At 73.6% G+C, this 13,324-nt stretch carries 4 protein-coding genes; 1 reads left to right on the top strand and 3 read right to left on the bottom strand.

Annotated elements, in window-relative coordinates:
* Positions 1-9: 9 nt before the first annotated feature.
* Both WMF34_RS04385 and WMF34_RS04380 read right to left on the bottom strand, forming a co-directional pair.
* Positions 10-7,722, bottom strand: coding sequence for an SDR family NAD(P)-dependent oxidoreductase (locus WMF34_RS04385; protein WP_437992503.1), 7,713 nt, complete (start codon positions 7,720-7,722; stop codon positions 10-12).
* Between the two features lie 26 nt (positions 7,723-7,748).
* Positions 7,749-9,398 carry a PfaD family polyunsaturated fatty acid/polyketide biosynthesis protein gene (locus WMF34_RS04380; protein WP_437992502.1) on the bottom strand — a complete coding sequence of 550 codons (1,650 nt, stop codon included), beginning with the start codon at positions 9,396-9,398 and terminating at the stop codon, positions 7,749-7,751.
* A 511-nt stretch (positions 9,399-9,909) separates the two neighbouring features.
* On the opposite strand from WMF34_RS04380, the gene WMF34_RS04375 reads away from it, so the two are divergent.
* Entirely contained in the window at positions 9,910-12,489 is a 2,580-nt protein-coding gene (locus tag WMF34_RS04375; RefSeq protein ID WP_437992501.1) for an ATP-binding protein, read from the top strand.
* A gap of 33 nt (positions 12,490-12,522) precedes the next feature.
* Here the strand turns inward: WMF34_RS04375 and WMF34_RS04370 are convergent, their stop codons facing one another.
* Positions 12,523-13,272, bottom strand: a complete 750-nt coding sequence (locus WMF34_RS04370) for a hypothetical protein (RefSeq protein WP_157906441.1) — start codon at positions 13,270-13,272, stop codon at positions 12,523-12,525.
* Positions 13,273-13,324 lie beyond the last annotated feature (52 nt).

Below are 13,324 nucleotides of genomic sequence, written 5' to 3'. Positions count from 1 at the left end.
TGGCCTCGATCACGCCTGGCCGCGCGCCGTGTCGGGGCGCAGGACGTACTGCACGTCGCGCAGCTCCGCGACGAGCGAGCCGCGGTCGTCGACGAACGCGATGTCGGCCTTCGTGCGATCGCGGGCCACGATCTGCCCGCGCACCACCGCGCGCAGCGGGCCGTCGGACGGCCCCTCCGCGAAGGTGTGCAGCGCGCCCACGGACATCGGGAGCGCCGCGCCGCCGAGCACGTGCTGCGTCCACAGCGTCGCGAGCTGCAGCCCGCCGTCGAGCGCCGCCGGATCGGTCTTCCACGGCTGGGCCACCCAGCCGGCCTCGCGGAGGCCCACGACCGTCCCCGCGATCCCGTCGCGGCTCACGCCGTCGAGCCGCCGGATCACCTGGAAGTCGCGGCCGTGGAAGAGCGTGCGGCCGTCGTACAGCTCGCCGCCGGCGGGCCACGGGCCGAGCTCCGGCGCGGCCGGGCCCTTCGGGGCCACGCGCCCTTCGGGCTGCTGCATCTGGATGGTCGCCGCGTAGTGCAGCGCCCCCTGCGGCCCGCGCAGCTCCGCCGCGAGCACCGCGCCGTGGCCGTTGCTCACCTCGCGGCAGTCGACGCGGAACACCTCGCCGCCGGACTCGTACGCCGCGAGCTTGATCCCGCGCAGGACCCGCACGTCGCGGAGCTCGGTCACGACGAGATCCGGCCGGCACGCGCGCGCGGCGCGGGCGAACCACTCGAGCGCGATCACCACAGGCACCACGGGCACGCCGTTGATGGCGTGATCGCCGAGGTAGGGGTGCGTCGCGCGGTCCGCGCGGACGGCCAGCGCGACCCGGCCGCCGTGGCCTTGGGCCGCGAGCGCCTTCGGCTCCGCGCCGAGCACGAGCTCGACCGCGCCGGGCGGGGCGCCGCCTTGCCCGCGCGCGCCGCGATCACCCGAGGCGTCGCACAGCTCGTCGAGGAGCATCTTCGCGCCCGCGGCGAGCGGGATGAGCGGCACGCCGAGCTGCGCGAAGTGGGCCTCGAGCGCCGCGTTCACCATGCCGCCTTGCCAGGGCCCCCAGCCGAGCGACTTCACCCGGCAGCCCGGGCGGCGGGCTGCCTCGGCGGCCGCGACCTTGTTCAGGACCTCGTTCGCCATCGCGTAGTCGCACTGCCCCTTGTTGCCGCCGCGCGCGGCGATCGAGCTGAAGAGGACGATCGCCTTGAGCGGGTCGCCCGCTGTCGCGCCGAGCAGGGCCCGGAGGCCGTCGACCTTCGTGCTGAACACGCGCTCGAACTGCTCGACCGTCTTCTCGGCGACGAGCTTGTCGGCGAGCACGCCGGCGCCGTGGACGATCGCCGTGACGGGGCCGAGGGCGCCGCGCACGCCGTCGAGCGCCGCGGCCACCGCCCGCGCGTCGTTCACGTCGACAGGGACGTAGAGGGCCTCGCCGCCGGCGGCGCGGATCGCGTCGAGCGTCGCGCGGACCTCGCGGTTCGCGAGGATCTTCGCGACGCTCCGGCCGATCTCGGCCGGGGTCACCCGCTGGCCCGCGGAGGTCGCCGCCTTGACGAGCGCTGCCTTGAGCGCGGCCTCGCCGTCGGCGCCGCGGCAGGCGGCCGGCTCGTCCTCGAGCGCGGTGCGGCCGAGCAGCGCGAACCGCGCGTGGCTGGCCCTGGCGAGCGCGATCAGCGTCGCCGCGGTGACGCCGCGGGCGCCGCCGCTCGCCACGACCACGTCGGACGGCCCGAGGGGGAGCGGCCCGGGCTGCGCGTCCTGCCGGACGCTGCGCGGCGTGGTGCGCCGGCCGTCCGCGCGCAGGCCGATCTCGAGCTCGACGCCGCCGGACAGGAGCTCCGAGGCGATGGCCTCCGCGAGCTCGCCGTCGGACCGGCCGGCACGCTCGAGGTCGATCGCGCGGCAGGACGCCTCGGGCCACTCCAGCGCCGCGGTCTTCACGAGGCCCGGCAGCCCGCCGACCCAGGCTCGGTCCGAGCCCGCGAGGCCGAAGTCGCCGCCGGTGTCCTGGACCGTGACGAAGAGGGCCGGCTTCGCCGCGATCGCCTGGGCAGCGAGGAACGCCTCGCGGTGGACGGCGAGCGCCGCGTCGGCCGTGGCCAGCTCGCGCAGGCCGCCGAGGAACACGGCGCCGCGCGCGCCGCGGGGCACGGCGGGGGCGTACTCGGCGGCGATCCCGCGCGCCGCGAGGGCCGCGACGAGCGCGGGGCCGATCGCGTCGTGGCCGGTGATCACGAGGGTGCCTGCGTCGAAGAGGCCGGGCATCGCGAGGCCGGCGGCGGGCGCCGGCTCCTCGACGAGCGTCCACCGGCCGAGGGGCGTGGAGGCCGGCTCCTCGGCGGGCTCCGCCGGGGCAGCGCCGGCGGTGACAGCGGCGGGACCGAGGCTCGCGCGGAGGTGGTCGACGACCTGCCCCAGCGTGCGCAGCTGCGCCAGCGCCGAAGCGTCGACCTCCGCCAGCCCCGGCGTCCGATCGCGGACCGCCGACAGGATCTCCACCCGCTTGATGCTGTCGATGCCGAGGTCGCTCTCCAGCTCCATCTGCAGCCCCAGCATCTCCGCCGGGTAGCCCGTCGTCTCCGCGACGACCGCCATCACGACGCGCTCCACCTCGGCCGCGCCGGGCGTCGCGCCGGACACGCCGGTAGGCGCCGCAACGGCAGGAGCCTTCGCGGCGGGCGCAGCGACGGCCGGGCCGGCGCTGGCGGCCGGCAGCGAGGCGCGGAGGTGGTCGACGACCTGCCCCAGCGTGCGCAGCTGCGCCAGCGCCGAGGCATCCACCTCCGACAACCCGGGCGTCCGGTCGCGGACCGCCGACAGGATCTCCACCCGCTTGATGCTGTCGATGCCGAGGTCGCTCTCCAGCTCCATCTGCAGCCCCAGCATCTCCGCCGGGTAGCCCGTCGTCTCCGCGACGACCGCCATCACGACGCGCTCCACCTCGGCCGCGCCGGGCGCCGCGACGGACGCGACGGCAGGCACCGCAGCGGTGGAGGCCTTCGGTACGGACGCGGCGGCAGCCGGACTGGCGCTGGCGGCCGGCCCGGCGGCTGGCAGCGAGGCGCGGAGGTGGTCGACGACCTGCCCCAGCGTGCGCAGCTGCGCCAGCGCCGACGCGTCGACCTCCGACAACCCGGGCGTCCGGTCGCGGACCGCCGACAGGATCTCCACCCGCTTGATGCTGTCGATGCCGAGGTCGCTCTCCAGCTCCATCTGCAGCCCCAGCATCTCCGCCGGGTAGCCCGTCGTCTCCGCGACGACCGCCATCACGACGCGCTCCACCTCGGCCGCGCCAGGCGCCGCGACGGACGCGACTGCATGCGCCGCGACGGCAGGAGCCTTCGCGGCGGGCGCGGCGACGGCCGGGCCGGCGCTGGCGGCCGGCAGCGAGGCGCGGAGGTGGTCGACGACCTGCCCCAGCGTGCGCAGCTGCGCCAGCGCCGAGGCATCCACCTCCGACAGCCCCGGCGTCCGGTCGCGGACCGCCGACAGGATCTCCACCCGCTTGATGCTGTCGATGCCGAGGTCGCTCTCCAGCTCCATCTGCAGCCCAAGCATCTCCGCCGGGTAGCCCGTCGTCTCCGCGACGACCGCCATCACCACCTGCTCCACCTCGGCCGCGCCAGGCGCCGCGCCAGAAGCGACGGCAGGCGCCGCGACGGCGGATGCCTTCGCCGCGGGCGCGGCGGTAGCCGGACTGGCGCTGGCGGCCGGCCCGGCGGCCGGCAGCGAGGCGCGGAGGTGGTCGACGACCTGCCCCAGCGTGCGCAGCTGCGCCAGCGCCGACGCGTCGACCTCCGACAGCCCGGGCGTCCGGTCACGGACCGAGGACAGGATCTCCACCCGCTTGATGCTGTCGATGCCGAGATCGCTCTCCAGCTCCATCTGCAGCCCGAGCATGGAGACGGGGTATCCCGTCTTGTCCGCGACAACGTCGAGGACCAACCGCTCGATATCGACACGCGGCGCAGCGGCGACCGCCGCCTGCGTTACCACGGCGGCCGCGGGCGCGGTGACGGCCGTGGACACTGCCACTGGCGCCGCGGCTGCGGCCTTCACAGCCGTAGCAGGCGCCGCTGTGACCGCTCTTGCTGTCACGGCGGGCGCTGCAACTGCCGCCTTCGCGGTCACGGCAGGCGCCGCCTGCGCCGGCAGCGCGACAGGCGTGGGGAGCTCCCCGCCTGCGCCGTTCAGGCCGTCCAGGGCCACGCTGCTCCTGCCCTCGGAGCGCGCGGTCGGCGCCGCTGCAGGCCGTACGGACGCCTCCGAGACAGGCCCCGCATGCACCGGAGCGAGGAGAACCGGCGCAGGCCGCACCTCGGACACCGTCGTCGGGGCGACCGGGTACGGAGCGCCGGTCGCCAGCGCGGCAAGCCCTGAGAAGGACGCCTCGGCGGCCTGGAGAAAGGCGATGTGGCTCTCGGCCATCGTGCGCTGGTACACGCTGTGGGCTTCCGCCGTGGCGCGCTGCGCCTCCTGGTACGCGGCCAGCCACGACGCGCTCACCGCCGGCCGCGACGCGCTCACCACAGCCGTCGACGCGCTCACTGCCGGCCGCGACGTGCTCACCACAGGCGCCGACGCGCTCACTGCCGGCCGCGACGTGCTCACCGCAGGCGCCGACGCGCTCACTGCCGGCCGCGACGTGCTCACCACAGGCGCCGACACGCTCGCCACCGCAGACGTCGACGCGCTCACTGCCGGCGCCGACGCGCTCACTGCCGGCCGCGACGCGCTCACTGCCGGCGCCGACGCGCTCACTGCCGGCGCCGGCGCGCTCACCACAGGCGCCGACGCGCTCACCACCGGCTGCGACGCGCTCACCACCGCCCGCGGCGCGCTCACCACCGCCCGCGCCGCCTCCGGCGCCGGCTTCTGCGCCGCCCGCGGCGGGCTCGCCGCCGGCAGCGCCTTCGCGCCCCCCTGCGGCGGGTACGGCTTCCCGTAGTTGCTGCCGTTGATCTGCAGCGCCAGCTTCGGCTTCGGCAGCGCCCGCGGATCGCTCGGCGCCGCGAAGCCTTCCCAGAGGACCCGCGCGTCCAGCGGCACCCCGGCCACGGCGAGCCGCGCCACCGCCTCGAGCAGGCTCGTCACGCCGTGCTTGCCCTTGCGGTCGAGCGCCACCGCCCGGTGCGGCCGGCCGCTCAGGATGTCGCCGACCAGGTTCGTCAGCACCGAGCCCGGCCCGACCTCGACGAACGTGCGCACGCCGTCCGCGTACATCCGCTCGATCTCCTCCACGAACCGCACCGGCTCCGCGAGCTGCCGCGCCAGCCGGTCGCGCGCCGCGTCGCCGCCGCCCGCGTACGGCTCGATCTCCGCGTTGCTGTACACGGGCGCCGCCGGCGCCTCGACCGCGATGCCCGCCAGGAACTCGCGGAGCGGCGCGCTCGCCTCCGCCACGAGCGGCGAGTGGAACGCCGCGGCCACGTCGAGGCGCCGCGCCTGGATCCCGGCGCCCTTCAGCCGCTCCTCCGCGGCCTCGATCGCCGCGACCGAGCCCGACAGCACCACCTGCTTCGGGCCGTTGTGGTTCGCGATCACCACGCCGCCGAGGCCGAGCGCCCGCACCTCGTCGATCCCCCGCGGGACCGCGATCATCGCGCCCCGCTCCGACGACGCCGCGCCCATCAGCTCCCCGCGCCGCCGCGCCACGCGCAGGAGGTCCGCCGCGGACAGCGCGCCGGCCGCGTGCAGCGCCGTGATCTCGCCGAAGCTGTGGCCCGCGAACGCCTCGGCCCGCACCCCGAGCGCCGCGAGCAGCGCGAGGTGCGCGAGGCTCGTCGCGCCGATCGCCGGCTGCGCCCACCGCGTCTCGCGGAGCCGCGCCTCCTGCGCCGCCCGGTCCTCGTCCGAGAACACCGGCCGCGGGAACACCACCTCGTGCAGCGGCGCGTCCGCGATCGCGACGCCCGCCGCCGCGTCCCAGGCCGCGCGCGCCGGGTCGAACGTCATGAGCGCGTCCGCGCCCATCCCGACGTACTGGCTCCCCTGCCCCGGGAACAGGAACGCCACCCGCCCCGGCGCCTCCCCGCTCGCGCAGTGCACGAGCGGCGCCGAGAGCGCCTGCTCCGGCCTCGCCTCGAGGTGCGCCGCGACCTGCTCGAGCTTCTTCCTGAGATCCGCCTCGTCCGTCGCGCACAGCCCGAGCCGCGCCGGCCTCGACGCGTCGAACGAGCGCACCGACTCCCGCGCCAGGAAGCGCAGGATCTCGGGCACCTCCGCCTCCTTCGCCAGCGCCCGCGCGCGATCCGCGAGCGCCGCCGGCGTGTCCGCCGACAGGAGGAAGAGCTCCGCCGGCAAGGCCCGCACCCGCCACGCCTTCGGCGCCGGGCCCGTGTACTCCTCCAGCGCCACGTGGAAGTTCGAGCCGCCGAAGCCGAACGAGCTCACCGACGCCCGCCGCGGGTGGTCCCCCGGCCGGATCCACGGCCGCGCCTGGGTGTTGAGATAGAAAGCGGTCTTTTCTATGTCGAGCTTGGGGTTCGGCTTGTCGACCTTGATGGTCGGCGGCAGCACCTTGTGGTGCAGCGCCATGATCGCCTTGAACAGGCCGGCCGCGCCGGCCGCCGCCTTGGTGTGGCCGATCTGCGACTTCACGCTGCCGAGCGCGCACCACTGGCGGTCTTCGCGCCCCGACTCGTCGAACATCGCCCGCAGGCCCTCGAACTCGGCCGCGTCGCCGGCCTTCGTCCCGGTGCCGTGCGCCTCCATCAGCTCCACGGTCTCGGGGCCGTACCCGGCGGCGGCGTACGTCCGGCGGAGCGCCTTCGCCTGCCCTTCCGGCACCGGCGCGTACACGCTCTTGCTCCGCCCGTCCGACGACGAGCCGATCCCGCGGATCACCGCGTAGACCCGGTCCCCGTCGCGCTCGGCGTCGTCGAGCCGCTTGAGCGCCACCATCGCGATGCCCTCGCCGAGCAGCGTGCCGTCGGCCTTGTCGGAGAACGGCCGGCAGTCGCCCGACTTCGACAGCGCGGGCGTCTTGCTGAAGCACATGTACATGAACGCGTCGTTCATCGTGTCGCAGCCGCCCGCGATCACGAGATCGGACTGGCCGAGCGCCAGCTCGTTGATCGCCATCGACATCGCCGACAGCGACGACGCGCACGCCGCGTCGGTCACGCAGTTCGTCCCGCCGAGGTCGAGCCGGTTCGCGATGCGCCCGGCCACCACGTTCCCGAGCAGGCCCGGAAAGCTCGACTCCTGCCACGGCACGTAGTTGCCCGCGATCTTGTCGCAGGCGCGCTTCACCTCGTCCTCCGGATACCCGAGATCCCGGAGCGCCTTCGCCCACACCGGCCGCTGGATCCGGCTCACCATCGAGGCGAGCAGCTCCTGCGCGGAGGTGACGCCGAGGATCACGCTCATCCGCTCGCGGCTCATCGACTCGAACTGCCCCTGCGCCGCGTCCTCCAGGACCCGCTTCGCCACGATCAGCGCGAGCAGCTGCGTCGTGTCCGTCGCCGGGACGATCGAGGGCGGGACCCCCCACTCGAGCGGATCGAACGGCACGTCCTTGAGAAAGGCGCCGCGCTTCGCATACGTCTTGTCCGGGGCGGACGGGTCGGGATCGTAGTAGTCCTCGACAAGCCAGTGGGTGCTCGGGACATCCGTGATGAGGTCTGTCCCGGACAGGATATCGCGCCAGAAGCCGTGCGCATCGAGCGAGCCGGGGAAGATGGCGCTGACGCCGACGACGGCGATGTGCGGGATACGCGAAGACGAAGGATGCATGAGGACCTCGGCAGGTGGTCAGGCGCTCAGGCGAGCGGGCGAGGAGTGAAGTGGAATGCGGCGCTCGGCACGGGGACGCCGTACGTCCGGAGCTGCTGCGCTCGCGTGACGACGGCCGCGCCCTCGAGCAGGTTGCGCGCGACCTGGACCGCGGTGCGGCGCGCCGGGTCCTCGAGGAACGACCCCTTGACCCAGCGGTTGAACGCGCCCATGGCCGGGCCGCACCAGATCTGGTAATCGGCGCGGCGCTTCGGGTCCCCGGCGATCGCCCACTTGCTGGACATGCCGAGATACCAGCGGAAGATCAGCGCCATCTTGTGCTTCGGCTCGCGCGCGGCGCGCTCGAGCTCGGCCGGGTCGCGCTCGGCGAAGAACCGCTCGCAGCCCGCCCACACCTCGTCGCACGACATCTGGAACAGCTCCCTCTCGATGCGCGCGCGCACGTCGCCGGGCAGCGACTCGATGGAGTCGTGGGCGACGTAGAGGTCGTAGAGCCGCTGCGCGCGGACACCGAACATCGTGCCGCGCTTGAGCACCTGGACCTGCACGCCGAGCTCGAACATGTCGGCGGCCGGCGTCATCACCACGTCCGGGAGATCGGCCTGGGCCAGCATCTTCTTGCCCTCGTCGGACAGGCCCGACTCGATGCACGACTGGTTGACCGAGCCCGTGAGCACGTACGCCGCCCCGAGCGCGAACGCGGCGGCGACCGACTCCGGCGTGGAGAGGCCGCCGGCGGCGCCGACGCGGATCGGCCGGTGATACCCGTACTTCGCCGCGAGCTCGTCGCGGACGCCGAGGATCACCGGGAACAGCGCGACGAGGGGCTGGTTGTCGGTGTGACCGCCGGAGTCCGCTTCCACGGTGATGTCCTCGGCGACCGGGAGGCTCCGCGCGAGCTCCGCCTCGTCGCGGGTGAGCCACCCGTTGCGAACGCAAGTATCGAGGATCTCGGCCGGCGCGGGCGACAGGAAGCGCGCGGCGACCTCCGGGCGCGAGATCTTCGCGAACAGGTGGTTCTTCCGGTCGACGCGGCCGTCGGGCAAGCGCTTGACGCCGCTGTAGGCGAACCGCACGACCATCGGGTTCAGGCCCATGTAGGCGGCCGCCTCGGCCCGCCGGACTCCCCTCTTCAGGTAGAGCTCCACCGTGTCGCTCTCCAGCCTGGGCTGGTTCGGAGCGTGGATGAGGTTGCAGCCCCAGGTGGGGCCGTCCGTGCCGAGCGCCGCCGAGATCTCGTCGATCGCCTGCTCGATCCGGCGCAGCCCGAGCCCGGCGGCGCCGAAGAACCCCATCATGCCTGCCTTGGCCATCGCGATCGTGAGCCGCGTGGTGTGGATGCCGTTCGCCATCGCGCCGGCCACGTACGGGAAGCGCAGGCCGTGGACCTCGACGAAGGAGCGGTCTCCGAGCCACTCCGGGTACAGGGCGGGCAGCGTTCCGAGGAGCGGGAACGTCGGGACCCCGTTGACCTGATCCTCGCGGAGGACAGCGCCGCCGCGGGACACGCCGACGCGCCCCTCCGGCGTCTCACGCACCACGTGCACCGGCTCTCGCACGCAGGAGACGGCCTCCCGCAGATCGGTCGATGTGAACGCGGGGAGCCAGGGCCCGCTGCGCCAGATGCCGATCGGCTGGAGGCCGGCGCTGCGGATGACCTGCGGATCCTCAATCATGCTGGGCTGCCTCCTAATGACAAGCACGGCCTCTATAACACCCGTCGTGAGCGGCCCGCGGTAATGGTTCGGTCACGGCGCAACGGCGGGACGGACCCGTTGACCAGGCGATGAAAGCGCTTTCCCTCGGCTCCTCTGCGCCTGACGCGCCCTCGTGACGCACCGCGCCTTTGTTTCGTGACTGTCACGCGCACCGCAGCGCGGCGCGCACCGCAGCGCGACGCTCACCGCAGCGCGGCGCTCACCGCGCGGGCGCCGGTGCAGGGCTGGTGGCGTTCAGGGCCTGTGCGACGAGGCCAGCGACGCGCAGGCCAGCGCCGCCGGGAGGGCTCGACGGGACCGACACCGGGCGCTACCACAGCGCCCGGCGGCGAGGTGAGCGGCGGATCCGACGCGCCTGCCTGCTCGGGTGTCATTTTTACACGACCGCCCGCGCTCGACCGCGGCGTCCCGGTGCTGAGCAGGTTTGATGTCGCCCGCGCTCGCCTTATGCTCCTGTGACGATACGACGATGAGACGTCTCTACCGCCTCTCTGCCAAGATCAGCAGGCTCCTCGCGGCCCGTCGCACGCGCGAAGCACGCGCGCGGACACCCCGTGTGGCGCCGCCGGACGAGGCCCCGACTGGCACCGCCGCGCAGGAATGGACGCCGGAGCCCCTCGACCATCAGCAGGCGGTGCTCAAGTACGTCATCGCCAACGTCCCCCATGCCATCTTCTGGAAAGACCGTCACGGACGGTTTCTCGGGGGAAATCAGAACTTCCTCAACGACACCAACACGAAGGAGCTGGAGAACCTCGTCGGCAAGACCGATTTCGACGTATGGGGCAGCAAGAACGCGGAGTGCTTCGTGCGCATCGACCGGGAGGTCATGGAGGGTGGCACCCCGATCCTCGACGTCGAGGAGCCGCTGCTGCGCCCGGACGGCGAGCAGCGGTTCCTGCTCACCAGCAAGGTGCCCATCCGCGACGAACGGGGCGAGGTGACGGGGATCCTCGGGATCTACGCGGACATCACCGAGCGCAAACGGATGGAGATCGAGCTCCAGAAGGCCAAGGAGGCGGCGGACGCCGCGGCCTGCGCAAAGGGAGAGTTCCTCACGGTGATGAGCCACGAGCTCCGGACGCCGCTCTCCCTCATCCTCGGACCGCTCGAGTCGCTCCTGTCGAGCCGGGACGAACCGCTCTCGCCGCGGGTGCGGGCGGACCTCGAGCTCATCCAGCGCAGCGGGCGGCGGCTCCGCCGGCTGGTCGACGATGTCCTGGATCATCAGAAGATCGAGGCCGGCAAGATGCAGATCGACTGGGAGGCCGTCGACGTCGGAGAGCTCGTCTCGGACATGGTGGAGGAGGCTCGCCCGGCGGCGGCGCGCGGCGGGCTCGATCTCTCGATTCGCGTGGATCCCGAGCTGCGGAGGGTCCCCGCCGATCGGCGCAAGCTCGAGAAGATAGCGCTCAACCTGCTGGGCAACGCGCTGAAGTTTACCCCGCCTGGCGGGCGCGTCACCGTCGACCTGCGGGCGCTCGATGGTCTGTTCGAGCTCTCGGTCGAGGACACCGGCCCTGGCATCCCGGCGGACAGGAGACACCTGCTCTTTCAACGGTTTCAGCAGATCGACGCCTCGGCGACGCGAAAGCACGAGGGGACGGGGATCGGGCTGTCGCTGGCCAAGGAGCTCACGGAGCTCATGGGCGGCGCGGTCGGCGTGGAGAGCGAGCCCGGGGTCGGCTCTCGCTTCTTCGTGCGGCTCCCGCGCGCCGCGGATTTCCTGGCAGCGCGGCGGGCGACCGCCGCGCCCGAGCCGCCGCGATCGCTCGACGGCGCGGGCACCTCCGAGCCTCCCCCGTCGTCCGTCAATCTCCGCGGCTTCGAGGTGCCCCCGGCGCCCGCCGCAGGCGCGCCCGGCGCCGGCGGCGGCGCGGAGGGGCCGCGCGTGCTCGTGGTGGAAGACAACCCGGACATGAGATCGTACCTGGCGGACATCCTGTCGGCCGGACACGAGATCGTCCTGGCGACGAACGGCCGGGAAGCGCTCGAGTCGATCGCGGCGAAGCGGCCCAATGTCATCGTCTCGGACGTGATGATGCCGGAGATGGACGGATTCGAGCTGGTCAGGCGGCTCAAGGGGGATCCCGCGCTCCGGGACATCCCTGTCCTCCTCTTGACGGCGAGGGCGAGCGGCGCGGAGGCCGTGGGGGGGCTCGACGTCGGCGCCGACGAGTACATGAGCAAGCCGTTCGACCCCCTGGAGCTCAGGGCGCGAGTCCGCGCCGCGGAGCGGCTGCACCGCGCCTATCTGGAGCTCGCGGCGAAGAACGACGAGCTCGCGGCGGCGCTGGAGCAGCTCTCGGAGGCGCAGCAGGAGCTGCTCCAGGCGGGCAAGATGGCGGCGATAGGGACGCTGGTGGCGGGGCTGTCGCACGAGATGAACAACCCGGTGTCGGCCATCCTGATGAACGCCCAGCTGCTGCTCAGGCGGCACCGGAAGGGGCACGGCCTGCCCGACGAGGCCTCGCTCCTGAAGGCGCTCGGCACCATCGAGCGGCAGGCGATCCGGTGCTCGGATCTCGTGACGGCGCTGCTCGAGTACGCGCGCGGCAAGCCGATCGGCCGGGAGCCGTGCGACGTGCGCGCGGCGCTCCGCCGCGCGGTCGACCTGTCCGCGCCGCGGGCGCGCGAGCGCAGGGTCCACCTCGAGACGGACGGCAACTCATCGGCGCTGCCCGAGGTGCTCGTCAATGCATCGCAGCTCGAGTCGGCCTTGCTCAACGTGATAGGCAATGCGCTCGACGCCAGCCCGCACGGCAGCGCCGTGGTGGTCGAGGCTCGCCCGCGGCCGCGCGGGGACATCCACGGCGTGGAGATCGATGTGCACGACCACGGCTGCGGCATCCGCGCCGAGGACCTGAGCCGCATCTTCGAGCCGTTCTTCACGACGAAGCCGCCCGGGCAAGGGACCGGGCTCGGGCTGTCGCTGACGCACCGGTTCATCGAGGAGCACCAGGGCAGCATCCGTATCGAGAGCGCGCCGGGCGAGGGCACGACGGTGCGCATGTGGCTGCCCGCGCGGCAAACGGAAGGGGCGGAGTGAGGCGAGGGAGCGCGCGCTCACGACCACGCGGGGTCAGCTCGCCGGCGAGGCGCGGAGCTCCGCGGCGAGCGCCGCGCCCAGGGCGAAGAACGCCGGCCGGGCGGGCTCCGGGCCGCCGCCCAGCCGGCGCTCGAGCCGCGCCGCATCCCAGCCGCAGGCGTCGTAGGTCTCCAGCGCGTGCCGGTCGCGCCTGGACAGCCGGGCCCTCGCGCCGTGAAGCGCCGCGGTCATGGCCGGCAGCACCGCGGAGAGCGCGCGGCCGGTCTCCCCCCAGTCGTCGAGCGACGAGGGGCTCTCCAGCACATCGACGACGAGGCCCGTGAAGAACAGGCCGACGACGGCCTCGCAGAGGCGATCCAGCGCGCCGCGCACGGCGTCGTCGCCCATCGTCCAGAGCGCCGGGTCCGGGCTGAAGTAGCCCAGGAACGCTTGCAGCATGAGCATCGGCGTCTCGGGCATCAAGAAGCGACGCTCGCCCCGCTCGCGCGACCGCCTGCGGAGCACGCGCATCATCGAGATCATGATCTCGCCGACCGCGAACCCCTGCTGCGCCTGCTCGGCGAGATCGTCGCCCATGTCCACCTCGACGCGGATCCCGGGGGCGAGCCGGGCGACGAACGAGATCCCGAGCGGGTGCACGAACAGCGTCCTCGTGGCGAGCATCTCGACGTCACGGAGGACATCTGCGGGGAGGACCGCCCCATAGGCGACGAGCGCGCGCCGGACCGCGCCGGTGATGAGCGGGTCCTCGGGGACGTCGTCGACCAGGTCGCCCAGGCTCACGATCGACTCCGCATGATCGCGGAATAGCACAGCTGGACGAGGAGCGGCGCCC

This window comes from Sorangium sp. So ce145 (assembly GCF_051525985.1).
In the GTDB taxonomy this organism is placed as follows: domain Bacteria; phylum Myxococcota_A; class Polyangia; order Polyangiales; family Polyangiaceae; genus Sorangium; species Sorangium cellulosum_B.
The sequence above is the reverse complement of the archived record's forward strand: the minus strand, read 5'-3'. Positions and strand labels throughout refer to the sequence as shown.